Annotated in this window: 26 protein-coding genes; 2 read left to right on the forward strand and 24 right to left on the reverse strand. The window is 59.5% G+C overall.

Features of this window, described 5'->3' with window-relative positions:
• Nucleotides 1–30: 30 nt before the first annotated feature.
• The 6 genes from trbE to D618_RS19310 all read right to left on the reverse strand — a co-directional run bounded on the left by trbE (nt 31) and on the right by D618_RS19310 (nt 6735).
• Nucleotides 31–2454, reverse strand: coding sequence for a conjugal transfer protein TrbE (trbE, locus tag D618_RS0106830; RefSeq protein ID WP_017670754.1), 2424 nt, complete (start codon nt 2452–2454; stop codon nt 31–33).
• Nucleotides 2455–2459: 5 nt separating this feature from the next.
• Entirely contained in the window at nt 2460–2735 is a 276-nt protein-coding gene (locus tag D618_RS0106835) for a VirB3 family type IV secretion system protein (RefSeq protein ID WP_017670755.1), read from the reverse strand.
• Complete coding sequence (locus tag D618_RS0106840; RefSeq protein WP_040370351.1) at nt 2735–3067, reverse strand: TrbC/VirB2 family protein; 333 nt, start codon at nt 3065–3067, stop codon at nt 2735–2737. The genes D618_RS0106835 and D618_RS0106840 overlap by 1 nt, the downstream gene beginning before the upstream one ends.
• A 2-nt stretch (nt 3068–3069) precedes the next feature.
• Nucleotides 3070–4047 (reverse strand): P-type conjugative transfer ATPase TrbB, encoded by a 978-nt coding sequence (trbB, locus tag D618_RS0106845; RefSeq protein WP_026091382.1) that lies wholly within the window; start codon nt 4045–4047, stop codon nt 3070–3072.
• A gap of 286 nt (nt 4048–4333) precedes the next feature.
• Nucleotides 4334–4717 carry a hypothetical protein gene (locus D618_RS0106850; RefSeq protein WP_017670758.1) on the reverse strand — a complete coding sequence of 128 codons (384 nt, stop codon included), beginning with the start codon at nt 4715–4717 and terminating at the stop codon, nt 4334–4336.
• Nucleotides 4714–6735 carry a conjugal transfer protein TraG gene (locus D618_RS19310; protein WP_026091383.1) on the reverse strand — a complete coding sequence of 674 codons (2022 nt, stop codon included), beginning with the start codon at nt 6733–6735 and terminating at the stop codon, nt 4714–4716. Before D618_RS19310 ends, D618_RS0106850 begins: the two co-directional genes overlap by 4 nt.
• Between D618_RS19310 and D618_RS19845 the strand changes: the two genes are divergently transcribed.
• Complete coding sequence (locus D618_RS19845) at nt 6686–7090, forward strand: hypothetical protein (protein WP_193746692.1); 405 nt, start codon at nt 6686–6688, stop codon at nt 7088–7090. The two genes, D618_RS19310 and D618_RS19845, sit on opposite strands and share 50 nt — an antisense overlap.
• A gap of 329 nt (nt 7091–7419) precedes the next feature.
• The gene (locus D618_RS0106860) at nt 7420–7764 is read left to right on the forward strand and encodes a hypothetical protein (protein ID WP_152414580.1); all 345 of its coding nucleotides are present in this window, start codon (nt 7420–7422) and stop codon (nt 7762–7764) included.
• Between the two features lie 431 nt (nt 7765–8195).
• Here the strand turns inward: D618_RS0106860 and D618_RS0106865 are convergent, their stop codons facing one another.
• The 18 genes from D618_RS0106865 to D618_RS0106940 all read right to left on the reverse strand — a co-directional run bounded on the left by D618_RS0106865 (nt 8196) and on the right by D618_RS0106940 (nt 26051).
• Nucleotides 8196–9935, reverse strand: a complete 1740-nt coding sequence (locus tag D618_RS0106865) for a DUF3363 domain-containing protein (RefSeq protein WP_026091384.1) — start codon at nt 9933–9935, stop codon at nt 8196–8198.
• Nucleotides 9936–10170: 235 nt separating this feature from the next.
• Nucleotides 10171–10863, reverse strand: coding sequence for a lytic transglycosylase domain-containing protein (locus D618_RS19315; RefSeq protein ID WP_081590450.1), 693 nt, complete (start codon nt 10861–10863; stop codon nt 10171–10173).
• A 3-nt stretch (nt 10864–10866) separates the two neighbouring features.
• Nucleotides 10867–11439, reverse strand: a complete 573-nt coding sequence (locus D618_RS19320; RefSeq protein ID WP_081590451.1) for a S26 family signal peptidase — start codon at nt 11437–11439, stop codon at nt 10867–10869.
• On the reverse strand, nt 11436–11954 hold the full coding sequence (locus D618_RS0106875; RefSeq protein ID WP_017670766.1) for a DUF2840 domain-containing protein: 519 nt from the start codon (nt 11952–11954) through the stop codon (nt 11436–11438). Before D618_RS0106875 ends, D618_RS19320 begins: the two co-directional genes overlap by 4 nt.
• 168 nt (nt 11955–12122) lie before the next feature.
• A complete protein-coding gene (locus D618_RS19325; RefSeq protein ID WP_081590452.1) occupies nt 12123–12395 on the reverse strand; it encodes a helix-turn-helix domain-containing protein in 273 nt (90 codons plus the stop codon).
• A gap of 132 nt (nt 12396–12527) precedes the next feature.
• On the reverse strand, nt 12528–12971 hold the full coding sequence (locus D618_RS19850) for a DUF2285 domain-containing protein (protein WP_193746690.1): 444 nt from the start codon (nt 12969–12971) through the stop codon (nt 12528–12530).
• Nucleotides 12961–13290: a DUF6499 domain-containing protein gene (locus D618_RS20020; RefSeq protein ID WP_238550607.1), complete on the reverse strand. Its 330-nt coding sequence runs from the start codon at nt 13288–13290 to the stop codon at nt 12961–12963. Before D618_RS20020 ends, D618_RS19850 begins: the two co-directional genes overlap by 11 nt.
• Nucleotides 13291–13454: 164 nt before the next feature.
• Nucleotides 13455–13775 (reverse strand): DUF736 domain-containing protein, encoded by a 321-nt coding sequence (locus D618_RS0106890; protein ID WP_017670769.1) that lies wholly within the window; start codon nt 13773–13775, stop codon nt 13455–13457.
• A 647-nt stretch (nt 13776–14422) separates the two neighbouring features.
• Nucleotides 14423–15154: a TetR/AcrR family transcriptional regulator gene (locus D618_RS17965; protein WP_193746691.1), complete on the reverse strand. Its 732-nt coding sequence runs from the start codon at nt 15152–15154 to the stop codon at nt 14423–14425.
• Between the two features lie 295 nt (nt 15155–15449).
• Nucleotides 15450–16178, reverse strand: coding sequence for an SDR family oxidoreductase (locus D618_RS0106900; protein WP_017670771.1), 729 nt, complete (start codon nt 16176–16178; stop codon nt 15450–15452).
• Between the two features lie 2 nt (nt 16179–16180).
• Nucleotides 16181–17515 carry an FAD-binding oxidoreductase gene (locus tag D618_RS0106905; protein ID WP_017670772.1) on the reverse strand — a complete coding sequence of 445 codons (1335 nt, stop codon included), beginning with the start codon at nt 17513–17515 and terminating at the stop codon, nt 16181–16183.
• A gap of 49 nt (nt 17516–17564) precedes the next feature.
• Nucleotides 17565–17972 carry a GtrA family protein gene (locus D618_RS0106910; RefSeq protein ID WP_026091386.1) on the reverse strand — a complete coding sequence of 136 codons (408 nt, stop codon included), beginning with the start codon at nt 17970–17972 and terminating at the stop codon, nt 17565–17567.
• Entirely contained in the window at nt 17969–19411 is a 1443-nt protein-coding gene (locus tag D618_RS0106915; protein WP_017670774.1) for a UbiA family prenyltransferase, read from the reverse strand. The genes D618_RS0106910 and D618_RS0106915 overlap by 4 nt, the downstream gene beginning before the upstream one ends.
• Nucleotides 19412–19639: 228 nt before the next feature.
• On the reverse strand, nt 19640–20557 hold the full coding sequence (locus D618_RS0106920; protein ID WP_026091387.1) for an SLOG family protein: 918 nt from the start codon (nt 20555–20557) through the stop codon (nt 19640–19642).
• Nucleotides 20558–20917: 360 nt separating this feature from the next.
• Nucleotides 20918–21967, reverse strand: a complete 1050-nt coding sequence (locus tag D618_RS0106925) for a toprim domain-containing protein (protein ID WP_040370353.1) — start codon at nt 21965–21967, stop codon at nt 20918–20920.
• Nucleotides 21968–22394: 427 nt separating this feature from the next.
• Nucleotides 22395–22610 (reverse strand): DUF6117 family protein, encoded by a 216-nt coding sequence (locus tag D618_RS0106930; protein WP_017670777.1) that lies wholly within the window; start codon nt 22608–22610, stop codon nt 22395–22397.
• A 69-nt stretch (nt 22611–22679) separates the two neighbouring features.
• Nucleotides 22680–24719: a ParB/RepB/Spo0J family partition protein gene (locus D618_RS0106935; RefSeq protein WP_017670778.1), complete on the reverse strand. Its 2040-nt coding sequence runs from the start codon at nt 24717–24719 to the stop codon at nt 22680–22682.
• 135 nt (nt 24720–24854) lie between these two features.
• Nucleotides 24855–26051, reverse strand: a complete 1197-nt coding sequence (locus D618_RS0106940; RefSeq protein ID WP_017670779.1) for a hypothetical protein — start codon at nt 26049–26051, stop codon at nt 24855–24857.
• Between the last annotated feature and the right edge of the window lie 581 nt (nt 26052–26632).

The following is a 26632-nucleotide window of genomic DNA, read 5'->3' on the forward strand; positions in this document are numbered from 1 at the left end:
GCTTTAGGTTCTGCCGGGTTCTGGCGGGCATCAGGTGACCCTATCTTCCGGAAGGAGGTCTGCCGCCCATCCCAGCCCCCGGTGGAGGAGCCAGCGGCGCGCAAAATTCCGTTTGCCATGGGCAGCGCAGATCCGGGTGATAGCCTGCTGGTCGGTTTTGGAAGATGCGGCACAGAAGGCGAGTGCGACCTCGTTGAGCCCGAGTTCGAACAGCCTGTTGCCGGGTGCTGACTGGCAATAATAATCGCGCTTGGGCATCGCTTGCGCGATCAACTCTATCTGGCGGTCATTGAGGCCGAAACGGCGGTAGATCGCGAGGATCTGGAGCTCGCACGCCCTCTCGTTGGGAAGGAAAATGCGGGTGGGACAGCTTTCGATGATCGCTGACGCAATCGGCGACACCTCGACATCGGCAAGGCTTTGGGTGGCAAAAACCACGCTGGCGTTCTTCTTGCGCAGCGTCTTGAGCCATTCGCGCAGCCTGGCCGAAAATTCCGGGCTGTCGAGTACAAGCCAGCCTTCATCGATCACAATCAAGGTGGGGGATCCGTCAAGCCGACTCTCGATCCGGTGGAACAGGTACATCAGAACCGCAGGTGCGGCGGGTGAATGGGCGAGGCCCTCGATCTCGTAGGTCTGGAAGCGGCTATCTCCCAGCCTTTCGCCCTCGCTGTCGAGCAGATGACCAAAAGGACCGCCGATGCAGAATGGGGAAAGGGCCTGTTTGAGCTTGTTGGACTGCAGCAACACATTGAGCCCGGTGAGCGTGCGCTCGGCAACGGGTGCTGATCCCAGAGACGTCAGCGCTGACCAGAGATAATCCTTCGTCGAAGGATCAAGGTTGAAATCCTGGCCCAACAACACGGCGTGCAGCCATTCTGCCGCCCATGACCGTTCGCCGAGATCATCGACGCGTGCCAGCGGCTGCAGCTGAACGTCGGGAGGGACGGTCGCATCACCGGAGTCGAGAATGTTCCAGTCTCCGCCGCAGGCCAAAGTCGCAGCCCTGATGGAGCCGCCAAAATCGAAGGCGAAGATTTGTGCTCCGGCATAACGGCGAAACTGGAGTGCCATTAATGCGAGCAAAACTGACTTTCCGGCACCTGTCGGACCGACCACCAAGGTGTGACCTACATCACCAACATGCAGCGAAAGGCGAAACGGTGTCGATCCCTGGGTTCGGGCGTGCAACAGCGCTGGCGCATCCAGATGTTTGTCTTGCTCGGGCCCTGCCCACACTGCAGCTGCGGGGATGATGTGGGCAAGGTTCAGTGTGCTGATCAGAGGCTGGCGGACATTGGCGTAGAGATGTCCGGGGACCGATCCAAGCCAGGCCTCGACCGCGTTTGTGGTTTCCATCACCAGCGTGAAGTCGCGGCTTTGAATGACCTTCTCGACCTGCCGGAGCTTTTCGGCCGCAAGCAAGGGATCCTCGTCCCAGACCGTGATGCTGGCCGTAACATAGGCCATGCCGTTTATGTCGGCGCCCAGTTCCTGCAGCGCCAGATCGGCGTCGTCAGCCTTGTTGGACGCATCGCTGTCCAGCAGGACCGCAGGCTCGTTTGTCATGATCTCCTTGAGCATGGCAGCGAGCGACTTGCGTTTGGCGAACCATTGGCGCCGGATCTTGCCAATCACCCTGCCCGCATCGGTCTTGTCGAGCATGATGGCCCGCGTTGACCAGCGATATTCGAAGGACAGGGCGTTGAGTTCCTCGAGAATTCCCGGGAAGGTGGCGCTGGGAAATCCGTTGACCGTAGCTGTCCTCAGATAGTCCTGTCCCAGCTTCGGCTCGAGGCCCCCGATCAGCGGTAAGTCTGCCAGGAGCCCGTCCAGATACATTGGTGTTTCGGGAACGCGGACATTGTGTCGTCGTGTGGACACACAGTTGTGGAGATATGTCAGCGTCTCACCGTCATCGAGCCAGGCGGCTTCAGCCATCGTGCCTTCGATGAGATTGAGGAGCCGGCAGGTACGGTCAATGAAGAGCGCCAGCATTTGGCGTGGGTCATAGCCACTACGGCTTTTGTTCTCGTACAGCCAGCCTTCGGCACGCGCTGCGTCCTCCGCTGGCGGCATCCAGACAAAGGTGAGATAGTAGCGACTTTCGAAGTGGGATCCCTGTTCGGCAAACTGTGCAGCGCGTTCCTGATCGATCAGTGCGGATGCGGGATCCGGAAATGTTCCTTGCGGATAGTCGAGAGCTGGACTTCGCACTGCCTCGACAAACAGCGTCCAGCCTGATCCAAGCCGCCTGAGTGCGCTGTTCATACGGCCTGACGCAGCAATCAGCTCCGCAGGGGTTGCGCTGTCGAGATCGGGGCCCCTGAAGCGAGCGGATCGCTGAAGGCTTCCGTCCTTGTTGAGCACCACACCTGGTGCAATCAGGGCAGCCCATGGGAGAAAATCTGCGAGCCGAGAAGCCTTGTGGCGATATTCGCGCAGCGACATCATCGTGGTCAGACTCCAAAATAAGCAGGGAAACGAACATGGCGTCTGGCGACATCGACAAACTGAGGGTCGTGCCGCGCTGCCCAGACAGACGCCAGGTGGCCAAGCGCCAGAAAGATCAGGCCTGCTATCCAAAGGCGCAGACCCAGACCGATCGCGCCAGCCACGGTCGCATTGGCGATGGCAAGCCCCCTGGGCGCTCCACCCAGCAGCATCGTCTCGCTCAGAGCGCGATGTACAGGCGCCGCAAACAGAGCCGGCATTCCGGGCGACAGCTCCGTCATCACACCAACGCTCCGCCGCCGAAGGAAAAGAAGGAGAGGAAGAAGGAAGATGCGGCAAAGGCAATCGAAAGCCCGAACACGATCTGGATCATTCTGCGGGCACCACCCGACGTGTCCCCGAACGCCAACGCAAGACCCGTTGCAATGATGATCATGACCGCGATGATCTTGGCGACAGGTCCTTGGATCGATTCAAGAATGGCCTGGAGTGGAGCTTCCCATGGCATGGATGACCCTGCTGCTCGTGCGGGCAAGATCACCAGCAACGCACAGGCAGTTGCCGACAGGTAGACGGTGGTCCTGCGGCGGGCGGGTAGATCAGCAGATGTCATGGTCATTCTCCGTGGGTTGAAGGCAAAAGCGAAATCAGGCGGTAATCTCCGGCTTGGTCCAGTCCTTGGACTGCCACGAGTTCTGTCAGCCTGCGCCCGGAGCTTTCCCGGGTCAGAACGGCAATGATGTTGATGGTTTCGGCAACCAGTCGCCTAGGGACGGTCACGACACTTTCCTGAACCAGTTGTTCCAACCGGTACAATGCCCCTGCTGCAGACCCTGCATGGATGGTCCCGATGCCGCCTGGGTGTCCTGTGCCCCAGGCTTTCAGCAGATCGAGAGCTTCAGCCCCGCGAACTTCGCCAATCGGGATTCTGTCGGGTCTCAGCCTGAGCGCTGAACGTATAAGGTCGCGTAGCGATGCAACTTCAGGGCGGGAGCGCATTGCGACCATATTGGGCGCGGCACATTGCAGTTCGCGGGTGTCCTCGATGAGTATGACCCTGTGCTGTGTCTTGGCGATCTCGGCGAGCAGCGCGTTTGCGAGCGTGGTCTTGCCGGATGATGTGCCGCCAGCGACCAGAATGTTCTCGCGCAGCGCCACGCACTCGGCAAGTTTGGCGGCAGTTTCATGTGACATGATGCCGGCTTCGGCATAGTCTTGGAGGCCGAAGACGCGCGCAGCAGGCTTCCGGATGGCAAAGCTCGCCGCAGCAACAACCGGCGGTAGCAACCCTTCAAACCGTTCGCCTGTCACTGGCAGTTCTGCTGACACGCGTGGCGAGGATGCGTGAACTTCGTCACCAGAGTGATGCGCTACGAGCCGGATGATCCGCTCGCCTGTTTCGGCACTCATGGAAACACCGGTGTCTGAAAGCCCGCCGTCAAAGCGATCGATCCACAGGCGACCATCGGGGTTGAGCATAATCTCGGTTATCCCGGGGTCATCGAGCCAAGCGCCGATTTGCTGTCCGAGCGCAGTCCGGAGCATGCGGGCCCCTCGCTCACCGGAAACTGAAAGGATCGAAATCACGCTCATCAGAGCCTCGAAAATGGTGGTCTGCCGGGCTGGCAGATCGTCGAGGCACATTAGGAGGGCCGGTTCTGACGGTCGGGCAACAGTAAAATGTCAGCGGTGCAGCCTAGCGAAAAGACGGACAAAATGGGCGCAGGAGCGTGTGCGGAACACGCCAAGAGCGTGGCTTGTCTCAACACAATTCCGGATTGCAAAAATGCAGCCGAGAGTCCGAGTCGCACGAACCGTCGCTTTGATGCGCGCCAAGCGTTGGCGAGAAATTCACAAAGCTAACCGAGGGGCGCCTTTATCATTGTGTTGGACGCTGGTCGCTTTCCATCCGCCTTGCGACGGCATCGATGAATGCTTCAAACCGCTTCTTCGCTTGTGCTTGGGCTGCCGGTCGCTGCTCAGGAGGAAGCGGCGGGTTGGATGTGAGCCAGGTCAGCACGAACACTGCCAGCGACTCATTACCGACCTCGACATGATAGCCAAGTTTGTCGATCTGTTTTGATATCCTGTCTAGCCTGCGGCTGAATGCGGCCTCGAGCCGTTCAGGGCCCTCGGGCGACAGGAACGCGGATAGAGCAGCCTCTACAATAGCGGCTTGCGACACACGCTTTCGGGCGGCAAATTCGGCAAGCTCGCGAGCAAGCTCCGGGCGAAGGCGGATCGTATGGCGGGTGCGCTTCACAGGTCGATCCCATCACCTGGGTTCATGGCCGCCTGTCGGAAGGGAAGGGTCTGCTGCACAAACTGCCGCGACGTCATCCTTGGGTCTATTGGCAATGCTGCGGCGTTGGCATGCTCGAATTCCTGCTGCTCGGGCGTTGGTTGTCGTTGGGCTGGCTCGGCCAAAGGCAGTTCGTGCTGATGCCCGCCTTCGTCGTTGCGATCCAGCTTTCGCTCTGGGTTGGTATCAGGCTTTGCTTCGCACAAGGAACCCTGGCTGGCAGGTTCGGTTGGAGCGGTTTGACAATCGCTTCTTGCTGTCAGCCAGTCGTGACCGGCCCCCGTATGATGTTCGGCCTTCGCTTCTTGCGGAGGCGCAACAACTCGGGAATGGAGCTTTTCATCACGGTAGTAGCGGGCTTTTCTGGCGCGGACAGGTTGCAGGCCTGCAACCATGATGATTTCGTCGTCCTCGGGTAGCTGCATGATTTCGCCAGGGGTGAGCAGGGCTCGGGCCGTGTCGGTGCGTGATACCATCAGGTGACCGAGCCAGGGTGCAAGCCGGTGCCCAGCGTAATTCTTCATGGTTCGAAGTTCGGTCGCGGTTCCCAGCGAGTCCGACACACGTTTAGCGGTCCGTTCGTCATTGGTCGCAAAGCAAACGCGCACATGGCAGTTGTCGAGAATGGCATTATTTTGGCCATAGGCCTTTTCAATCTGGTTGAGCGATTGTGCGATCAAGAATGCCTTCAGGCCGTAGCCTGCCATGAAGGCGAGGGCACTTTCGAAAAAATCGAGGCGGCCGAGTGCCGGAAATTCATCCAGCATCAGCAGCAGTCGCTGTTTTGTGCCTTTGGGATCGAGTTCCTCTGTCAGTCGTCTCCCGACCTGATTAAGAATGAGACGGATCAGCGGCTTGGTGCGGCTGATGTCCGAAGGTGGAACGACGAGATATAGCGTTGTTGGGCGTTCCGCAGACACGAGGTCGGCTATCCGCCAGTCGCATTGTTGCGTCACTTTTGCGATGATCGGGTCCCGGTAAAGTCCCAAAAACGACATTGCGGTTGAGAGTACACCTGAGCATTCGTTGTCGGATTTGTTGAGCAATTCCCGAGCCGCGCTGGCAATGACGGGGTGAACGCCTGCATCGCCTAAGTGACGCGTTGCCATCATGACATTGAGCGTTGCACGGAAGGAGCGCTCCGGATCGGACAGGAACGCCGCAACGCCAGCCAATGTCTTGTCCTTTTCAACATAAAGGACGTGGAGGATGGTACCTACAAGCAACGAATGGCTTGTTTTTTCCCAGTGATTGCGTCGTTCGAGAGAGCCTTCCGGGTCAACGAGCACATCTGCGATGTTCTGGACGTCGCGAACTTCGGCGATACCCCGGCGCACTTCAAGCAACGGGTTGAAGGCGGACGATGCAGCGTTTGTCGGATCAAACAGGAGCACCCTGCCAAATTTTGAACGGTAGCCTGCCGTGAGGTTCCAGTTTTCGCCCTTGATGTCATGCACGATGGCTGAAGCAGGCCAAGTCAGCAAAGTCGGCACGACCAGACCGACACCCTTGCCACTGCGTGTAGGAGCAAAGCACAGGACATGCTCAGGTCCGTCGTGGCGCAGATAGTCCCTTCCAAACCGGCCCAGGATCGTTCCGCGGTCATCAAGCAAATGAGCTGCTGTAATCTCTCGTTTGGTCGCCCAGCGCGCAGATCCGTAAGTTTCTGCGCGCTTGAGATCACGCGCACGCCATAGCGACATGGCAACTGCAACGACAACTGCTGCGCCCGCGCTGCTGGCAGCGATTGCGCCTGCGGTATCGAAGATGGAAGGGGCATATGCCTCGAAACTGAACCACCACCAAAATATGGCAAGCGGTGGATAAACAGGCCATCCTAGGATTTCTCCGACCGGCTTCCCCAGTTCGGGCTGATATCCTAGCGCTGAGGCCGTCCACTGCGTCGCCCCCCAGACTCCTGCCAGCACAGTGCAGAAGACAGCAAGGATCTGCCCCCATAAAATTCGGCTTCCAGACATTTTTCGGCGCTCCTCTTTTGCAAATGCAAAAGATCGCGAGCGCAAGTTCAAGCAGGCTCAGCGCCGAGGCGTAGGCCAGCGAACAAAAAGCCATCATGTGCGAAATTTCCCGATAGCCATGCATGTGCATGCTGTTTTTGGAGCTGCGATTGGAAAAGGGAGCAGCACTTTCGAGCTCAGCATGGCCGTTGATGGTGCTGGAATGAGTGCGGGCAGAACGGGAATTGCCGATTTTGGTCCCCCAGCCAATTTGCGTACCGATGCCTTTGATCTTCAGCAGTGTCTGCCGCCAAGCGGATGGCAGTCTTTAGCCATTCCGGTACTGTTGCGGCAGCGTCAGCCGGAACAACCTTGATGACGCCTATCGATTTTTGGCTTCTAGCCGCCCTCAAGGCCGACAGTGATGCCATGCCGCAGTGAAGTTTGAACGGCGGCAGCGATCTGTGACAGCAAAAATTGACGGCAAGGCGAAGCCTCTGTGGATTTTGCTGGATATGCCTTGACGAAAAACGCGTTTAGGGTCGAGGCCTGTCGGCAGTGCTGATTCACACAGGGTATCGGGCGCAGGCAAGAGGGCACGGAATTGAAATGGGAAAGTCTATGTTGGGATCAAGCACGCCAGGCAGTGAGGGCATGCTGAGCAAAAGCAGGACCTGGTCCCACGACGCGTCTAAGGTTGCAGGCATGGAAAAATCTGTGGGCCGGTTTGACGATTTAGAAGCGCGCATCTGCGAGGCGATCGCCGCGGCCGTTGCAGTGAGGATCAAATACCAGGATGCAGCCCGGCTTGATGGCGAGCACTGGCGCATCATCGCACCTCTGGCTCTGTACGTCTCAGATAAATCTCGTGTGTGCATGGTGGGTGAAGAGTATAGGGAATTTCACCAAAGCAGTTTGTTTATAGGTGCCAGAACATTTGAGATTGAAAAAATCGCCGAACTGGAAATAACAGAATTTTCCTGCGTTCCGACTTGGGCGCTGGACTATTCGCAAAAAAAATTTCGGAACGGAATTTTATGCAGGCGCTGAGATTTTTCTGAAATCTGGAAAGAGTTTCTGAGATCCTGAAGGATTTTTTACGATTGGATCGTTCCTGTGTTGCCAATTGGCATTGGCCACTGACGTATACACTAGAGGGGGCCGCGGTGCGCATCTGAGCGGTTGCAGGCACGGTTTGCCTGTATAGGTCTTGACCGGAAAATTGTCCGATTGCACCGTCTACCCTGCTCGTTCAGGGCGATTCTTGTCTCTGTTTAGGCGGCAAGACACCCAGCCAAGGGGGCCCGTTTCCTGCTAGCAGCGGGCCTTCTTGGCAAAGGGAGCAGCCATTTAAACGCTGGCTTCAGGTCGTGCAGCAGACACATAATGCCTGTGCAGATGGACACATGAGATCACCGCGCCATGTCGAAAAGCCAGTCCGACTGGAGATCAGGGTAATTTGCCGGGACCACTGACATTGATTAAAGTCCCAGCGACCGTGAACGGTCGAAATCCCAATCGACAAACCCCTTGTCATTCACGATCCCGGAGACGGACTGACCCAATCGTCGTTCGAGTGCCGGTTCCCAGGGCACTAGCTGAAAGCCCAAGCCATTCTCGACCATGGCAAAACGACCGGAATTTAGCTGAACCTGTTCACGATAAATGCCGGCTATATGGTCGCCTAAGCGGCTCGGGAGCGCCTCAAGACCCGTGAATTTCTTGATGGTTTCCGTGGCCTGTCCAATGTCCCTTTGCCTGAGTTCATCCAAGAGCCCAGTGATCACCACAATCTGGCCATTGCACCTGGACGCCAAGCCTTGTCCTATGAGGTGCGCAGCCCGGTCTGTCAGCGCATTCTGCACGTCTTGCCCAAAGGCGCCGCCCAGGATTTTTGGTTCCGTAGAGACGAGCTGCTGGTCAAGCCATGTCAGCCCGTTGGCAGTCACCTGCTGTGCAAGCGGCATTTCAGACAGCGTTGTAAGCCTAGGCTGTGCGATCCCATCCTTTGATGACTCGACCTGGACTATGGCGCCCACCCTCCAGCCGCCGACCGGATCGCTGGTTTGTAAGGTCAGGTGGTGGTTGTTGCCATCCAACCCCTCGATGAGAACAGATGATCCGCCAGTGGCATCCGGGAGGGACCGGTGGCGCAACAGTCGGCCAATAACCAACTGTTTGGGAGGCTCATGGTGAGCGTGCAGGGTCGAAAACTCCCCAAGCTGCGGATGTGTCATAGCCCTGTGCATGGTTTTGATGATGTCACCGCGCATTTCAATGGCCCGCAAGGTTTGCTCGGCGTTGTCGCTTATGACCCATCGGCCAGGATCGAGCTCGTTTGCTAGGCCCAAACGTGCCAGTGTGTTGGCTCTGCCCACCAGCATGGCCTGATGCCGTAGATCGGACTTCGGGTCGTGGCGAAGGTCAATAATCCCGATGTGTTCCTGGATTTGCGCAAGCTCACTGTCGAGGCCAGTCCAGCGTTCAGCCGAGACTTCGCGCTGGGTTGCAGCGTGAAGTTCCCTCTCGTTTCGTATTCCAAGTTCAACCGTCACCCGTTCCTCAGCCCGATGACGTAGCCCGTGTCGAATGTAATCTCGATCAATGACGAGATCCTCACCGGAAAATGTCTTCCCGCGAACGAGTATATGGATGTGCGGATTGTCGGTGTTCCAATGCTCTGCGGCGACCCAATCTAGGCGGCTTGCCATGTCCTTGGCCATATCGTCCATCAACTCTCGCGTGAACGTCTTTAGATCTGACAGGTCATATGAGTCCTCTGGCGAGACAATGAATCGGAAATGATGGCGGTCACGGTCACAACGCGCTGCAAAGCTGTCGCCATCTGAATGATCATGTTCCGCGTCAAAGAGCTCACCGCGCTGCTTGTCTCGGGTCACGCCGTCTCGTTGCAGGTAAGCGATATGGCGCGCGATCGGCGCAGTTGCGAGCCTGCCGCCTGAATGCCTTACTACACGAGCCTTTATGACCACCCTTCTGCTTTCTGGGGACCTTTGGGCTCTTAGAGCCATGTCGCGGCCACGACCATGGCGTCCAGTTCCTGATGCCCGGCTCTGCTTGGACGCAACAGGCGATGCGCCCGCGCGCTTCGAGGCTTTGAGAACCTGCACCACGAGCGAGCCGGCGATCGATGACGGCAGTTTGTGCCGGTCACGACCTGGCTGCATTTCGATGTCGAACTCGTTTTCCCTGCTTGTCATTCTATTAGGCTCGACGGCGTCCAGGAGAGCCGTTTACCGACGGTTACAGGCAAAGGCGACAGCCCAGGCGCGATTGCGACGTCGCATATTTTCAAGTCAAGACGATGACTTACCGGCTGAGTGACGTCTCCTCTTTTATCTCGCCATACCTTCCGCTGTTTTTCCGAACTTAGCTCCATCCAGCTCCACGCCTTGCTACGGGCCGCTGTTGTACGATAGTGCACCGGTCGCCGCATCAACGTGCAATTTCGGTGCGAGTGATTGCAAATAGCCTGTCGGTCGGTTGCAGCGGGGCTGGTATTTGACGGCTGTTCTGCATAGCCGGAGGTCTTTCGTCGGTTTTGGCCCCTGCGAACGGACGCGTTGGAAAAAGCATGGAACTGGTCCAGTTCTGAGCCAACTGAGGCCCGATCGGCTTGAAGGGGATGCTTCCAGAGCGCTCCAGTTCAGCGGTTATTACAGCGACATAGGCGCGTGTTTCTGCAGGCAATGGTCGACCTTTGTCGCGCCATTGGCGGTACCGCCCCGGACCGGCATTATACGCTGCAAGAAAGCCATCGGGTCCGAAGAGATCAAACATTTCTCGCAGGTAAGACGCCCCCGCCAGTATGTTGTCGCGTGGATTGAAGGGGTCGTTGCCCAGCGCAAATCGCCTGCGCTGCCTCTCCCACGTTGCAGGCATGACCTGCATCAGGCCCATCGCACCGGCAGACGAAACGGCTGTTACTTTTCCTGCGCTTTCTCGTCTAATGACTGCGTGCAACCATTGCTCAGGTAGACCGAAAGCCAGCGAGGCCTCCCGCACATGAGCATCAATATCGACAACGATCGCCTGGCCGGAAGGCAGAGCAGATTCTGCTGACAGGGCAACCGGTGCTGTTGCTAGTAGTGCCAGAGTCATGCTGCCAAGCCACTTTGCCAGGGTCATCTTTCAATCCTCCGTCGGGATCATCCAGCCGTTTCTGCCCATTTGATCGGCAGGGGCAGCTGCTATTGGAGCGTGTTTCTGCGTCCATATCGGGACCGCGCGACCGAGAATGGCTTCGCCTGGGAGCGCACCGAAGTACCGACCGTCGAGACTGTCGGCCCGGTCTGGATTGAGGGCAAAGAACTCGTTCTTGCGAAGCGTCCGGCAACCACTCCAAACTGGAAGCGAACGACCCAGCCGGTCACGCGAGCGAGCAAGCGCTACCAGTTTGTTATCGAGCGTGATGCCATGACGGAAACGACAGATCTGCTGGCCTTGAACTGCGGCCACGCGCTTGAGCAGCGGCAAACCGTTGGGCAGATAGCCACGCTGTGACAGCCATCTGCGCATCGCGGGTGGCGGAGCGATGGCGATGTAGTCGCCGACCACTATGCGTTTGCCATGATGCAGCCTGTACAGCCCGGTGGGAACAGACGCAGTCACATTCCAGATCAAAAGTTTGCGCTCCGGCAGTGCAAGGGAAGCCATTACCAGAACGCAGGCGGTTACAGCTGCAATGGACGCGATGCGTGTCATGCAGCCGGATCTTTCGAGTTATGTGGACCTGCCTTGGGGATCAATCTGTCGATTTCGCCCCAGAAGTCAGACGAAAGATCGCATGGATCGATGCCAAGTGCTTCGAGCGCATCGATCAGACCCAAGACATGGCGGACCCTTCTCCAGCCTGAGACCGACAGCAGAATAACGGCCGCTGACTGCAGGTCGGCAAGCGCAGAACCTGTTGCACCGGCGTGGCACGCCTGCACGACATTGAAGTTGGGAGGTGCGCTTCCCAGTGCTTTTGTCATCGACTGCGCAAAGCCCAGGATTTGCCCAGGAGCATAGCATTCGGTGAGGGGCTCGGTGCGATTGCGGATCCTGAAGGCCGGCCTGCCAAAGCGGATCCACAGTTCTCGTGAATTGCGACCGCTATGAAGTTGGATCCCCAAAAAGGTGGAGGTGCCCGCATCGACCGTCACGTCATCCGGTTGCAAATGCGATGCTCCCTGCACCCCCTGCGCACAGCCGTCCGGCGATGGTTCATGTTGCATGACGGTGTATCCCTCATGGCTGCAGGCTCGTGGGCGCGCAGAAGGCGTGCCGGCACAGAGCGGCGATTTCAGGCGGATATGACCATGTTCACAGTGGAGCTGGCACCCTGGCAGAGCCTGCCGGATCAGGTGTTGGCTGCATCGCCTGGAGACAGGTGGAGATTGCGGTCAACGCCGAACCGGCGGTGTATAGCCATCTACTCGTTTGGCTGGGTTTACCGTGCCCTTGCCGGGATCGCTTGTCGAATGGCGAAGACCCTTTTCGGCCCACGCATCAAGGTCGCTGATGGCATAGACAATTCGTCCGCCAAGTTTGCGATAAACCGGGCCTGTGCCATAGCAGCGATGTTTTTCGAGGGTGCGCGCGGACAAGCCGAGATGAACGGCGGCGTCGGGCGTTCTGAGAAAGCGGGCAATGACAGGTGTTGGAACGGCATTCATGGCTATGCTCCGGTCATGACAGAAACCAACGGCGAACGACCGCAGGTGATTTCCATCCATGGCGCATGGTCAAAGTGCGAAGGGAGTGACATCCAGCAGGCAGGGCAGATGGTCACCCCGTGTGCGTTGGATTCAACAGCGGCAAAGGAGGTGGCGATAGCCGCCATTTTTCAGCGCCCTGGCCTTGCTGATCAGGCGCCAGCAGTGTCTGTGCTCGGACGAACCCTTCCAAGTGGCCCCAGATAGGGGGTGATGGCGCGGAAACACGATTCGATAAGCGATGTCTCTGCTCGTTGCCCCGGCAGCCAGAGCGTCCTCGATCAGGAGCAGGCGAATGAGGTAGGCACGCTGGTATTCACCAGGGGCAAACAGTGCAGCGTGGCGCGCGTCGAGGTGTTGGCATGCGTTGGCATAAGCCGCAGCGGCACGGGTACGGATCCCCAGCAGGCGATCGTTGGCAAGAATAATGATTTCGGAAGCGCTGTCTTGCGTGAAACAGACGCTCAGTCGCAGCCGCTGCTCTTTGCGGGTCAGGACCAGATGGTGAAATCGGCCGGACACATGGTCAGTCGCCACGCAAAATCCTGAGGGTGCTAAATTTACAATGTCTGTTTGCGCCGTCTGGAGCCTGATCACTTGCGGCGACCAGCTGGGTAGCCATAATGCGGGCGCGTGTCGCGGCGATGCACGAGGGTCGAAAGGGCCAGGAAAGCCCCCATCGCCCGGCCAGGCCCTCCCTCGTTGCAGTCTCGGTCGGGGCTTTGGTTTTGGCTGTTCGATCAAACTCAGCGCGGTAGTCTGTGTTGCGTCGCAAAAACTCCTGAGCAAAATCGGCAAAGTCATGCGCGGCGTAAGCCGACGCCTCAATAGCCAATCTTGTGCTGTCGTTTTCCATCTACGTATGATGGGGTCAGGGTGGCGATGACCAGAAGTGCAGTTCCTGGCACGAGTGTCGTACCCTATTGGGTATAAGTCTGAGGCAAACGTGGCCCTGTTGCCTTTCGCCGCCATTGACCGGCTCCCAACCGGTGTTCGCCGGGTGGGAACCGATCGATGTCGTCAGCCCTGACTGGAACGGCGAACGCGGGACCAGATCAGCGAGTGAGATTTTGCGTCATCGCCTTCGAAAAGGTTTGCAAAAACAGGTGCCAGGAAACTGGGGTCATCGAGCTTAACCGACAGATAGGCCCGGCCTTCGTTCGACTGCTTTGTCCATGCCGCACCGATCTCCGTCTGGCCGCAGAAGACCCGGTGCGTGGGACCATTCTGGTTCGAGCTGTCTTCCGGGATGATTCGGACGTTTTTCAGGTGAAGAGCCAACGTCGCGATTTCGCCTTTGAATTCGTTGCCGTTGCTGGTGAAAGTTCCGATTACCGCCATGATTCATTCCTTCAGTTTGCTCCAGGCCGCGCCCATCGCAGCCTCGATGGCGAAAGGAGGGCAGGGGCTTGGACCTGTTGCACCCTAAGGGCCGAAACGTCAGTGAAGGACGCAAGGCCAGACGCCTTTCTTGTTTCGCGAGGAATGGGCGGTACGCCCAGAGGAAGAAAGGCGGCGCAGGCAGCGTTGCAGCAAAGGCCAAGAGGCAACGCCGACCTCTGCCAACCAAAGCCTTGCACGAGGCAGCTTGGGGGCTTTGCGGTAAGATGAAGGGCTATGGAGCATTGGACATGCGGTCACTGCCCAGAAAGCTCATGCCGAACATCAATGGGAAATGCGCATGCACAGCTATCAGGCTTAGGACGGCACCCATCGATCGGCATCACGCAATTGCATGAGCACTGCTGCAAGAAATGCGGCGGTTCTGTCTTGATCTGTACCCAAGGGCAACGACACCGGGCGCAGAGTGAGGCGTCTGGAGAAAGCTGATAACCCTTCCGGATGCCTGGCGCACGCGCCCACCGACTTCTGCGGGCGCCAGCACACGCTATCAGATCGGGAGAAACTGCGCTTCAGTTGCCTTCGAATTGATAGCTATTGGCACCCCATTCAGGGTAGCGATCGCTACTCAAAAAAGCGTTGGTCTGTCAGAGGTTCTGTGTGGCGTGTACTTCCGGATCATTGGCCGCATGCGCCGTGGGCGCGCGCGATAATGCTACATCGCGTGCATAGAGCGTGACCATGGTCGATGCCTCCAGGGTCAGCAGCTCTGCCAGTTCCGGTTCGTCATGGATCAGCTCGTTGACCGCGCCGATGACCACGGCGGACATCAGGCTGGCGGCGCGTACACGGCGAGGGTCTACCTTGGGGTAATCCTTGACCATGCGTTGCAACGCGGCATCAGCAGCGATGCGAACCGCTTCGCAGTGCACGTCGCGCAAAACCGGAACGGCGCGCATGGCGCGGTAGATCCACGCGCCACCGGGCCTGGCTTCGACAACCTTTCGGACCTCGTGCATCACCTTGGCCCTGTGCTGGATCTCGTCCTTCAGATCTCCTCCAATGGGGTAATGGTCACTCAGCATCGATTTTTGAATGACGGCAGCCTCGGCACTCAAAAGACGTCGTCCCATTTCACGTAATACCGCATATTTGTTGGGGAAATAGCGGTATAACGCGGGCGGCGTGAGGCCTGCCCGCTCGGCGATCATGTTGGTGGACAGTCTTTCGAAGCCGATCTCAGCCAATAGCTCGCCCGTCGTTTCGATGATAAGCTCGTAGGTCGCGCGCGCGCGGTCCTGTGATGGTTTAGCTTTGGGGTCGAGTACGACCTCGCGTTTGCTCACCGACACTGCAACATCTCCCTGCGATCTGGTCATGCATCTGCGTGCACGTGCAAAATTTTCACCCTGATATGGGGAAATGTCGAGATAGGCCAGAAGCATCCCATTGCTCAACCGCAAAAAATACTAGTCTGGACTATTGCATAGCCATGCCACCCAAGATCTGATCCAACATGTGAACGCTATTCATTACAATAGGGTGTGTAGCGCATAGGATGAGGAAAATTTACTCAAGGCCTGAAGCGACGATGCTGTCCTGGCATTGGAATACTCCTAAATTGCCGCGGGCTGGCCATGAAACCGACAAGCGTTTAGGGGCGTGCAGGCTCGCTCAGAGCGAGAGCTTCTTGAAGATCGGCTCGGGAATGGCGCGAACGACCGCCATCACCAACCGCCAGCGGCCTAGCGTGTAGATGACGTCGGATTTCTTGCCCTGCGCCTTGATGATCGCGCTGGCGACCTGCTCGGGTTCGGCGGTCATCACCGGCGAGAGCTTCATGCCTGCGGTCATCTGGGTGCGAACGAAGCCGGGCTTGACCGTCATCACGTGCAGGCCGGTCTTGGCGTGCGCATTGCGCAGGCCCGAAAGGAACGCGGTGAAGCCCGCCTTGGCCGATCCGTAGACGAAGTTCGATGCGCGCCCCCGGTCACCCGCGACCGAGCTGATGCCGATGATGCAGGCATCGGGCACCTTCCCCATGCGGCGCGCGGCGGCGAGCAGGTACCGCGAGGGACCGTTATAGTTGCTGTCCATCACCTTTTGCGCGGCGGCGTCATCGGCAGCCGATTCGACCTGGTCGCCGAGCAATCCGGCGACCATCACCACCGTGCCCGGCACCACGCCCAGCGAATCGAAAAAGGCGTCTGGCTGACCGTCGATGATATCGACGCTGACCGCGCGTACCTTTGCGCCCGAGCGTAAGCCCAGATCGGTCGCATCGGCGCTGACGTCACCGCGTGCGGCCAGAATGACCTCGCAGCCCTGGGCGGCATAGGCCTTGGCGAGTGCGCGACCGATATCGGAACGGGCGCCCATGATCAGGACGGGAGATGCGAGCATGTTCAAAGACCCAATCGTTGCGAGAGCAGTGAGGAAAAGCGGGAGTCGAGGCCGTATTGCGCACGCAGATTGCGAAATTCCTGCAGCCGCGGATAGCCGCTGGCAAACATCTGCGGCGACACCCGCGCATCCTTGGTGAGGTAGATGCGCCCGCCATGATCGGCGGTGATCGCGTCGAGCCGCTCGAGCAGCGCCAGGTTGGCAGGCGTCGCCGGGAAATCCAGCGCCAGCGTATAGCCTTCCATCGGGAAGCTGAGCATGCCGAACGACGCCGGTCCCATGCGCTTCAACACCGCAAGGAACGATCCGGCCCCGGCAGCGGAAATCGCCTCGATCAACAGGCGCATGCCCTTTTCGCTCGTGGCCAGCGGCAGCACCGACTGGTATTGAACAAAGCCCCGGCGGCCATAGATGCGGTTCCAGTCGAACAGGGCGTCGAGCGGATAGAAATAGGGGTCGAGATTGACCACCGCGTCGCCGGGCCGCTGCATCGCGTAATAGAGATGGTTGAACATCTTCACGTTGAAGCCGCTGAGCGCGAAGCCGGGAAAGTCGATCGGCACCGATTTGGGCTTGCGCACCGGACGCGCCAGCGGGGCAGCGCGGCGTTGGTCGTCCAGCTCTGTAACCTTGGCATGCTCGCCCAGCAGGATTGCCGACCGGCCCAGGCTCTTGCCGGTGGCCATGCAGTCGATCCACGCGACCGAATAGGTCGACCCGTGCGATTGCTCGAACACGGCGAGCGCCTGTTCGAGGTCGGGCACGCGGATGGTGCGCTGTCGCATATAGGCGCTCTCGATCTTCCGCATGCGGAAAGATGCGCGCACGATGATGCCGGTCAGCCCCATGCCGCCGCAGGTCGCGGCAAACAGATCGGTGTTTGCCGTGGGCGAGCAGCGCAGCACGCGGCCATCGCCCAGGTCGAGATCGAACCAGTCGACATGCTCGCAGAACGAGCCTGCGACATGGTGGTTCTTGCCGTGCACGTCGCTGGCAATCATACCGCCGATGGTGACCATGCGCGTGCCTGGCGTCACAGGCGCAAACCAGCCGCGCGGCACGAACGCTGCGACCAGGTCGGAGAGCAGCACGCCGGCCTCGCACTCCAGCGTCCCGGTCGCCTCATCAAATGCGATCAACCGGTCGAGCCGGCGCATGTCGATAGTGGCACTGGGGTTCATGCTGGCATCGCCATAGGAGCGGCCATTGCCGCGCGCGATGCTGGTGCTGAGCGGCAGGACCGTGTCGTGCAGTCCTTGCGGTGTCGTCGGCTGCCACACCTTGCACTCGCGCACCGGATAACGGCCCCAGCCGGACAGTAATGCGTGATAAGGCATCAGTCGCAGCTAGCGTTGCTGCCGGCATTGGAAAGGCACGACTGCGCCATCAGGCTGGCTTTTGCTGCGTGAACACATAGCGCCGATCAAGTCGATATTTGACGACATAGCCGATTATCAGCCCGGTAACGGCGCCGGCCTCGCGCGCCATATGCGTCTGCCAGGTCAGCCAGGCTAGGGTTTCGGCGCCCCAGAAGATCAGTGTGGTCACGATGCCGGTGGCTGCGTAAAGCCCGAAGGTCCCTGCCTCCCCTGCGCGGGCGTGCCTGGCTCCTGTGAAAATCCAGGTCCTGTCGAGTGCGTATTTGACCACGAGGCCGATGATCGTGCCGCTCGCCAGGGCGAACAGATAGGCATCAGGAAGCATCGTCAGCAGCGCTCGCTGGGTCGCCAGGTTGGCCAGGATCGCGATGGCCGCAAATCCCCCATAGGCAAGCACCAGCGTTAAGCCCGTCACGGTAACGTCCCTGCCATCGCCAAAAGCCCTACGAGCATCACGCAGCACAGGCTCGTCCGGTCGCGCATGGCAAACACCACGGGGTCATCGTGCATCTGGCCACGATGGGTCAGGAGCGCGATCCGGTTGGTCCAGAACAGCAGGACGAGGCATACGCCCCACAGAACTTCGGGATGATGGTAGAGCTGCTGGACCGGATCCGAATTTGCATAGAGGGCCAGGACCAGGATCGAAATCAGGCCAGATGACACCATGATGTTGGCGACAATGCTGCGGTCATCGATATGGTAGCCTCTGCCTGCAGCCATCATACGCCCGGCAGCTGCCCCATCGACGAGTTCGGCATAGCGTTTCACTGCCGCCAGCGAGAAAAAGAAGAATATCGCAAACGCCAGCAGCCAGAGCGACGAAGCCACACCGGTTGCGGCGCTGCCTGCCAGGATGCGCAGTGTATAGAGCGAGGCGAGCGCGCAGATATCGATTATGGCAATCCGCTTGAGCTTCAGCGAATACAGGACTGTCAGCACCGTGTAGACCAGCTGGACCGCAAACAGCTCCAGCCCGCCCACCAGCGCCACAAGCGCTCCCGATATCCCGAGCGCTGGGATCATCCAAGTGCCGTGAACCAGCCGGATACGCCCCGAAGCGAAGGGTCGCTGGCATTTGCGCGGGTGAGCGCGATCCGCAGAAAGATCGAGAAGATCGTTGAGGATGTAAGTAGCCGACGCCAAAAGGCTGAAGGCGACAAAGGCGAGGATCGCCTGCAGTGCAGTGACGAGATTGAGCTGATGCGCGGCCAGCATCGGCAGGAAGACCAGCACATTCTTGAGCCACTGGTGCGGGCGCATGGCCTCCAGGTAATCGCCCAGTCGCGCCTTGCGGGCAGGCAGATGGACGGCGTCGGCGACCAGTGCCTCCACCTTGGCCTGGAAGGCCTTGCTGGAATTGATGGTGATGGCGCCGGCGGCTCCTTCCCAGATAAGAAGGTCCGCAGGCGCATCGCCGATATAGCTATAGCCTCCATGGCCGAAGGTTTCGTCCAGAAACCGGGCCTTCTCGGTGCCGGTAAGGTTGGTGCCACCGGACGAGCCATGCGCTGCATCAAAGATCCCAAGGTGGCGGGCAACGGCATCGGCCATCTGTTGCGTTGCGCCGGTGACTAGCGCGACACGGCCACCGCGTGTCCGCCATTGCGCGATCACCTCTAGAACTTGCGGGTTGTAGGGAAGCCTGGCTGGATCGATGGCGCTGATCTCGCCGAGCTTCTGCTTGAGCGCCAGCCTGCCCTGAGCCAGGGTCTTTACGGCCTCGATCGGCGTCTGCCATCTGACCGACCAGGCCAGCCAGAAGTTCTCCAGCAGCGTATCGGTGCGGATCAGGGTATCGTCGAGGTCCACGACGAGCGTCAGTCTGGCTGGATTCCAGTTGGCAATGCTCATCTTTACTCTCTTGCTTGTGCAAGCTTTGGCCTGACCGGCCTCCCTGCGAAGGACTACATGTGCGGATGCTTCAATAAGGTTAATAACTTCCTGCGCAGCGCGGTTTGAGCGCCCGGATCTTTAAGAATGGATACGGCATGTTGGGCACCGAGCCAACAAGGTATCCGCCAGCAGCCGGCATCCTGGGCTGCCATCCGTTCGATACTTTTGCTGACGGCGTGCGCCAGGTCATTCGAGTGACCAGACAACGATGCCCATCTTGCGTGCCTTGTCGACCAGATTGGCATTGATGCCGTTGCCGGGACACGCCACGACGGCTTTGGGAAGTGCCTCGAGCATCGTATCGTTTCTGCGAAATGGGGCTGCTTTCTGGAAGCGGTCCCAGTCAGGCCGGAACGGAATGTGGACGATCTTGCGATTGCGCGCCCAAAGCGTCGCGATATGTTCGCCGCCTGTGGGGTTTCCTCCGTGGAACAGGACCATATCGGGATATTTTGCCAGAACCTTGTCGAGAGCTGCCCAGATCTTGCGGTGATCATCATAGGCCGGTCCTGCGGTAAAGGCGATGCGGGTGCCTGTCGGAAGGAGCGGTTCGGTTTCTGACCTGCGCTTCGCAGCAAGGAAGTCCCGGCTTTCGATCATGGTGGCGGTCAAGGTCCGGTGGTTGACAAGTGATCCGGTTCTGGGCGTCCAGGCTTTACGGAAATGGGTTTCGAACTGGTCGGATGCCGCCTCGCGCAGAAATTCGAGAGTGTTCCGCCGCTCGATCAGGGAAATGCCTTCGCAGACCAATCGTTCAAGTTCGACCGATCTTACCTCCGAGCCGTCCTGTTCACGCTGTCCACGCTTCTGGGCATCTTCGTTGTCGTCGAGTTCGCGCTGGACTCGGCCTTGTGCCCGGTGGAACAGGTTGGTGAGCTGCCAGCACAGATCTTCAAGGTCGGGCTCGAGCCTGGTGTCGATCAGGGTCGCGATCAGCGCATCGAACATGTCTGCGATTGCGGCGTTGGCCAACCGGTCATCGGGCAGGGGCCTGGGATCAGCCTCGTCGGAAAAGGGCCTGTAACCGAACAGGGCTAGCTCGTCGAGCAGATGTCCGGTGGGAGATAGCTCGCTACCGGGTTCTGAATGGTGTGGATCGATCATGGTCTGGTCCTTTGCCATGTGCGCCGGGCGCCCTGCCCGGCCTTCCGGCGATCCCCCGGACCGGTAAGGGGGGTGGGCGCATCCTGTGGCAGCTGTCCAGCTGTGCAACACGAAGGACCGAAGCGCAGCGGAGGATGGCCAGGCGGCGGCTATTTTGTCTCGCGATGGAAAGGCGGGGATGAATGGGCCGTTTAACGCACATTCTTGCAAGCCGCCGGAAAATAGGCGGCGAATGGCCATTGCGCCCGAACCCCAGCCGGTCAACCGGATCGCCCCCGATGAAGGCCGGGCTGCCCTGCGCTTCTGGCAAGGATGCCAATCCATGCGCTTCACCCATGTAAAAATCCGGTGCTGCAAGCCCTACCGGGGCCCAAAGCGCTCCACATCGTCGCAATGAAGCTGGCCGAGCACCCATCTGGCAAGTTCTGCAGGCCCTGCATCGATAAGATCGTCGTTGAAGTCGCCAAGTCGCGGCATAAGCTGCATGATCTCGATCCCTGCGGACTGTGTTCGGCTGGTCAGTGTTGCAAATGCTGCGTCACCGGCAGAATCTCGGTCGCGTGCGACATAGAGGCGAACGGTTCCTGCCGGGAGAGACATCACGGAGAGGTGGTTTGCGGAGGTTGCGGCCTGAACCGGCAAGCCTGGGAGCGCTTCTCTGATCGAAAGCATCGTCTCGAGGCCTTCGCCTGCCATCAGGATGCCATTTGCGGTGCCAATCCGGATGGCCTGGCCTGCGATATGGCCCAGAGCCCTGCGAGGTGACGCGACCCTCGCCTTGGCGGTTCCGCTCCGATCAAGCCATGTGCGATGGGCACCTGTCTGGTAGCCGCGATCATCGGTCACCGCACATATGACAGCGGGATAAGCGCGGGCAACATTGCCATTGTCCTTGGCTGAGGCACGATAATAACAGTGGGGATGAAAGCGCAGCGCCTCCAGATTGTCCAGCTGCGTGATTCCGCGAGATCTCAGGTAGCGGGCCGCCAGGGTGCCGGTGATGGGTCGTGATGCTGCAAACAATCGTTGTGCCGCAGCCGATGAGGATGGCTGCAGCGCCAGGCCCGGTCGCTGGAAGCCCTGCGCTTTGAGGAAGGGCCTTGGCGTTCCGAGGAAACGTTCGGCTTCGTGGATGGCATCGCTGATACCGGCACAATGCTGGCTGAGATGGATAAGGTCGAGCAGATCGCCATGCTCGCCGGTCGCTGCATCGACCCAATTGCCGGCTTTGCCACGGTCGCTGTCGAGCAGGCGCACGTAGAGCGAGCGTCCCGGATCGCCGGCAACATTGCCGACCATCCAGTAATGGCCTTCACGTCTGCCCGCAGGCAGATAGTGACGGCATACGGCCAGAGCATTTTGGGAAAGTTGCTGCGACACCATGGCAGCAAGGCTGGTTGTGCGTCTCATGAGACACCGCCTTTCGTGTTTGCGGGGCGCCGGGCCTCGCTGGGCGCAGGCCGAGCGACATGCTTGGCTAAAAGTTGCTCGTCGGCATGGATGATCAGTCGCGCGCAAGTGCGCGAAGATTGTATCGAAGGGCCAAGGGCGAGGCTATCGCTCGGGCCTTCGAAGATCCTTTCCAGTCGCACGCTCTGCTTGGCTCCTCTCCAGCCAAAGGCAGCAGGCGTGAATGGCGAATGTGGCTTGCGCGCTTGGCGAAGGCCGTGCCTGGGTGACCTGTAGAATAGCGCGTCCTTGTTGTGAATCCAGTTGGGCTGACCTGAAGGCAAGCGGTGACATGCGGACGCCAGGCTGCGCCCACGAGAAGAGGATTGTGCATGTGGAATTCCCTGCATGGGAGGGGCGGGAGACCGATTGGGCCCTTGGCCTGTGGTCAATCGGGAGGCAGATAATCCTCAAAGGGATTGCCAGGTGCGAGGTGGCCGAACGGGGTCATCATGTATGCGGTATCGGTGCGTCCAACGGCGCAAAGGACGTAGCGCGGCTCGCCAGTTCCCGTCGCAGTGCATTCCATCAAGGCAAGGTCGCCCTCCCGGGCGGCCCTGACGAGAGTGGCGAAATTGGTGCGGATATGTTGTGGAATGGCCATGAGCCGGCTCCTTCAGGACAATGAGGTTGAGATATGGCGGGGCAGCCGCAGGCCGCCCCGCGTTTGGCGTCATTCCGCCGCGATGGAGAGTTCTGAGCGAACGTCGTTCTGCTCTACTTCCATGCTTGTGGTCGCATCGCGGCCTTCTGCAGGACGCGCTTGAGGCGCGATCCGAAGAGGCTCGGGCAACCAGCCCGCTCCTTCGAGCAGCCTTTCGGCTTCACGGGCCATGTCCCCCTTCTTGAGGTGCGCTATGAGCACCGCTGCCTCTTCACCCTTGGCTTCGCGAACCGCCTCGATGATCTTCGGTTTGGGCACCCGGCCCAGATAGTTGTCGACTGTCGGGCCCCAGCCAGCACTGGCCATGTCGAGATCGAGACAGGCCGCCAGCGCATCGGCGGCGGCAAGGCGCTGCGCCACCCCGTGCACACTCACACGGCCGTCATAACCCATGACCGGTTCGAACAGGGCATTGACGCCGAGCGATACGCAATGCGCCAGAAGTTCCATTTGTTCGTCATGGCCCAATGCCGCGAGCCAATTCCAGAGGCAGGAGGTGTCGTCGGGAAGACGCTCTGTCCAGCGATCGTGCCGCTGCTGGATGCCGATGCTCCAGACTGTCTCGCGCAGGTTTGGGGCCAAGGTTCCGAGGCAGACCTGCGTCACAGCGATTTGGACACATCCTGCCTGGCTGTTGAAGCGGAACACGGACAGGCACAATGCGTGCAAGAGTGCCAGAAAGGCCGTATGGGGCGCCTGGGCAAGCGCATCTCTGATTGCCACGGTGCGCGCCGCCGTGAGTTCGCTGACCAGACGTTCGGGAAGAGCGCGGGCGGTGCCCTTGTCCGCGTCAGAACCATGACCGTTTGGTTCGCACGAACCCGGAGCAGCAGCGGCGTCGCTTGATCGCACATCATGTTCGGATCCGCGATCTTCATCCTCGGGCCGGACATAGCCCCTGTCGATGCGCAGCTTTCCGTTGTGGGCCAGGGAGACAAAGACGCCTGCCCTGGCTATGTCGCCAGGCTGGTAAACGACGGGCCGGCAAGTGAGAGCAGCTATTTGGGCCTCGATGCTGGCGAGTGTCGCCTCGACCTCCTCAGGCAGTTCGATGACATCGCCATATTCTTCGCTGAGCGCGTCATGGCGGACGCCAAGAGTCTGTAGCGTGGCTTGCTCGTCAGCTGTCAGATCAACGGTCTGGCCCGAGATCCGGCGCTTGCCGTTCTCGCAGCCATAAGGCAGGTCGACTGCAGCTTCGACCCATTTCCATCCTTCGGCGCGAAGGGCGTTGGCTTGCTGCTCGAGCTTTTCGGTCACCAGCTGGTCGACCAGAGCAGGATCCTGCAGCCAGCCTTCCTCGTTACTCGAAAACAGATCGCGCATCACATTGCCGCCGGCTGCAATATAGGTCTCAAGGCCAATGAAGCGAACCCGCCGATCCGAGGAACTGATCGCGTCTTCGGTCAGCAGCCGACGAATGTGATAGGCAGGCGCATGGCTTGCCTGGTTGATCTGGTCCCATACTTGCTGCTGGCGCACGTGATTGTCGGTGACGCTGAAGGCCATCAGCTGGTCGAGCGTCATTCGGTCCTCGCCGTAGATGTCGAGCAAGGCTGGTGATACCGATGCAAGACGCAGCCGCTGTCGCACGGTCGAGACCGAGACAAAGAAGCGCGCCGCGATGTCGTCTTCGGAAAGGCCGGCGTCGATCAGGGCGCGAAACGCCCTGAACTGGTCGAGTGGATGCAGGCCGACCCGCATGACGTTTTCTGCGAGCGAGTCTTCCTCGGCAATACCGGTCTCGCGCACCACGCATGGCACGGGCTGATCGCAGTGCATCCGCTTGGTCTTCACCAGCAGTTCAAGCGCGCGGTAGCGGCGACCGCCGGCAGGCACTTCGAACGTGCCTGTCGGATTGCCTTGCTCATCGAGCATCGAGCGCACGTTGAGGCTTTGCAGCAAGGTGCGCCTATAGATGTCCTCGGCCAGTTCTTCGATCGACAGGCCGGATTTTACGCGGCGGACATTCTTCTGGCTGAGGACAAGCTGCGAGAAGGGAATGTCTCGCGATGCGCTGAGCACGAGCTTGGGAAGCGACTTGGTCATGACAGGTCTCCATGACGGATTGTTCGGGGAGCCTCTCTCTCCGATCCTTTTTCCGTCACGAAGCAAAGCGCCGCCCTCTCACTTTCAGGAGAGGACGACGCCAAGGCTCAGTTTGAAGGGGATGTATTAGACCGTTCAATGGACAGTTTCGAAGAGCCTCTTTGCCCGTGCTTCCATATCGAGCCGTGCATCCTGATGAGCCTTGCTGCGGGCAACAGCGGTTATGCCCTGCACGAAGTCGAACACGGATTCAGGCGGCCTGCCTTCTTCGGCCAGCACGGTTTCGATGATCTGACCGGTTTCCCCTCGCGAAAAGCCGCGCGTGCGCAGAAACTGGCTGCGATCCTCGTCGGTTCGAGCAACGATCCGCTCGCGCGCGGCACGAACGCCGTTGATGAAGGGCTGGGGCGAGGAGTTCGCGAACTTGACGAGGGCAGGGGCTGCCTCGTGTGCAAACCTGTTTGCGGCATATTTGCTGTGGCGAATGCTGATTTCCTGAAAATCCTCGACACCCCATAGATTGCGGTTCTGGCATACCGCACGCAGATAGAAGCTCGCGATACCCAGGGTCCGGGCTCCGACTTCCGAGTTCCAGCAATAAAAGCCCCGGAAGAACAGGTCGGGGGATCCATCGGGCAGGCGGCCGGCTTCGATCGGGTTGAGATCATCGACCAGAAACAGGAACACGTCGCGGTCGGATGCATAGAGCGTCGTGGTATCACGGCGGACATCGACATGAGGATTGTAGATGCCGGTAGACCAGTCGAGCGCGCCGGGTACTTTCCAGCGGGTGTCACCGGTACCGTTCCCAGCGATGCGCTGGACGGCTTCGACGAGCTCACGGTCGAAGATGCGTCCATAGTCGGGTCCGGTTACGGCGCGCAGGTCTGTGCGCTGGCCATCTGCGGTCTCGAATGTCTTGATGTGCTCGGCCCGGCTGGAACTGAGGCCATATTGAAGATTGATCGCGGCAAGCGGTGCCGGCAGCTGGCGCAGATAGGCAGCAGGGGCGGCGACCTGTGCTGCCAGCTGACCAAAGCTCCAGTGCGTTGGGGTGACCGGCGCATCTGCGCCCGGGAGGATGAGGGCGAGGTGCTCGGAATCATCGCGGCTGGCCTCGACGTGGATGGCGGATGTATCAACCACCCGCGTCCGGCTGCGCTCAGCGCGTTGCTGGACTGACCTTGCCAGATCGTCCAGGGACAGGAACCTCTGGTCATCGGGCCGCGAGAACCATTCTGACGAGACGCGTCCGATCCTGTCACCGCGCGAGACATCGACCTTGTACCTGCCATCGGTTCGGGACTGCGAAGCTGTAATCTGCAAGTTCATGGGAAAACCTCCATGACGGCAGGGCAAGAACCTCTCTCGACCTTCAAACCGCCACGGCACAGCCGCCCAACTTTCACTCTCTCCAATCTGCCCCTGTTATCTGAGCGACCAGCGAAGTTTTGCCAGTCAACTCAAACTGCACCCTGAACATCAGGCGTCAACGCCAAACGGGGCACAAGCAGGCGGAAAGCCGGGGCTTGTCGGCTTCCAACGTCTGCAGATTGCAGCAAGTGGACACCTGTTCAGTGTGCATGCGGGGCCCCTTGCGACATAACGCCGCGCCCTCAGGAGCAGGCTAAAGGCCTGCGGAAAAGCGCGCGCCATAAGCCCCGCGCATCATTGCTCCTGCCAGCCTAGAGCTCACCATGTAGTCGTCTACTCGCAATGCCCAGTGGGGGAGAGCGCTATCGATCCGGCTACATTTCGCTATCCAAGCCCACAACTGGAATGTATCTCCCCGGCCAGGCGGGCAGTCCGCCAAAAACCTGTCTGTTCCCATAAGGTCTGTTGAAAGAGTCTGAGTGATGAAGCCCATCCGCAAAGCTGTTTTTCCGGTTGCCGGGCTCGGCACCCGTTTTCTG

The organism is Blastomonas sp. AAP53 (assembly GCF_000331245.1).
GTDB lineage: Bacteria > Pseudomonadota > Alphaproteobacteria > Sphingomonadales > Sphingomonadaceae > Blastomonas.

Bases quoted from the DNA above. Each gene is read 5' to 3' on its own strand.
- trbB (WP_026091382.1), bottom strand. From the start codon at position 4,047: ATGAGCGTGATTTCGATCCTTTCAGTTTCCGGTGAGCGAGGGGCCCGC.
- D618_RS0106925 (WP_040370353.1), bottom strand. From the start codon at position 21,967: ATGAGACGCACAACCAGCCTTGCTGCCATGGTGTCGCAGCAACTTTCC.
- D618_RS0106915 (WP_017670774.1), bottom strand. From the start codon at position 19,411: ATGAGCATTGCCAACTGGAATCCAGCCAGACTGACGCTCGTCGTGGAC.
- D618_RS19315 (WP_081590450.1), bottom strand. From the start codon at position 10,863: ATGACCCTGGCAAAGTGGCTTGGCAGCATGACTCTGGCACTACTAGCA.
- D618_RS0106935 (WP_017670778.1), bottom strand. From the start codon at position 24,719: ATGACCAAGTCGCTTCCCAAGCTCGTGCTCAGCGCATCGCGAGACATT.
- D618_RS0106940 (WP_017670779.1), bottom strand. From the start codon at position 26,051: ATGAACTTGCAGATTACAGCTTCGCAGTCCCGAACCGATGGCAGGTAC.
- D618_RS19325 (WP_081590452.1), bottom strand. From the start codon at position 12,395: ATGAATGCCGTTCCAACACCTGTCATTGCCCGCTTTCTCAGAACGCCC.
- D618_RS0106835 (WP_017670755.1), bottom strand. From the start codon at position 2,735: ATGACGGAGCTGTCGCCCGGAATGCCGGCTCTGTTTGCGGCGCCTGTA.
- D618_RS0106890 (WP_017670769.1), bottom strand. From the start codon at position 13,775: ATGGCGGTAATCGGAACTTTCACCAGCAACGGCAACGAATTCAAAGGC.
- D618_RS0106875 (WP_017670766.1), bottom strand. From the start codon at position 11,954: ATGCAACATGAACCATCGCCGGACGGCTGTGCGCAGGGGGTGCAGGGA.
- D618_RS19320 (WP_081590451.1), bottom strand. From the start codon at position 11,439: ATGACACGCATCGCGTCCATTGCAGCTGTAACCGCCTGCGTTCTGGTA.
- D618_RS0106865 (WP_026091384.1), bottom strand. From the start codon at position 9,935: ATGACAAGCAGGGAAAACGAGTTCGACATCGAAATGCAGCCAGGTCGT.
- D618_RS20020 (WP_238550607.1), bottom strand. From the start codon at position 13,290: ATGGAAAACGACAGCACAAGATTGGCTATTGAGGCGTCGGCTTACGCC.
- D618_RS0106860 (WP_152414580.1), top strand. From the start codon at position 7,420: ATGGAAAAATCTGTGGGCCGGTTTGACGATTTAGAAGCGCGCATCTGC.
- D618_RS0106905 (WP_017670772.1), bottom strand. From the start codon at position 17,515: ATGCCTTATCACGCATTACTGTCCGGCTGGGGCCGTTATCCGGTGCGC.
- D618_RS0106930 (WP_017670777.1), bottom strand. From the start codon at position 22,610: ATGGCCATTCCACAACATATCCGCACCAATTTCGCCACTCTCGTCAGG.
- D618_RS17965 (WP_193746691.1), bottom strand. From the start codon at position 15,154: ATGACCAGATCGCAGGGAGATGTTGCAGTGTCGGTGAGCAAACGCGAG.
- trbE (WP_017670754.1), bottom strand. From the start codon at position 2,454: ATGATGTCGCTGCGCGAATATCGCCACAAGGCTTCTCGGCTCGCAGAT.
- D618_RS0106840 (WP_040370351.1), bottom strand. From the start codon at position 3,067: ATGACATCTGCTGATCTACCCGCCCGCCGCAGGACCACCGTCTACCTG.
- D618_RS0106900 (WP_017670771.1), bottom strand. From the start codon at position 16,178: ATGCTCGCATCTCCCGTCCTGATCATGGGCGCCCGTTCCGATATCGGT.
- D618_RS19310 (WP_026091383.1), bottom strand. From the start codon at position 6,735: ATGTCTGGAAGCCGAATTTTATGGGGGCAGATCCTTGCTGTCTTCTGC.
- D618_RS0106920 (WP_026091387.1), bottom strand. From the start codon at position 20,557: ATGATCGATCCACACCATTCAGAACCCGGTAGCGAGCTATCTCCCACC.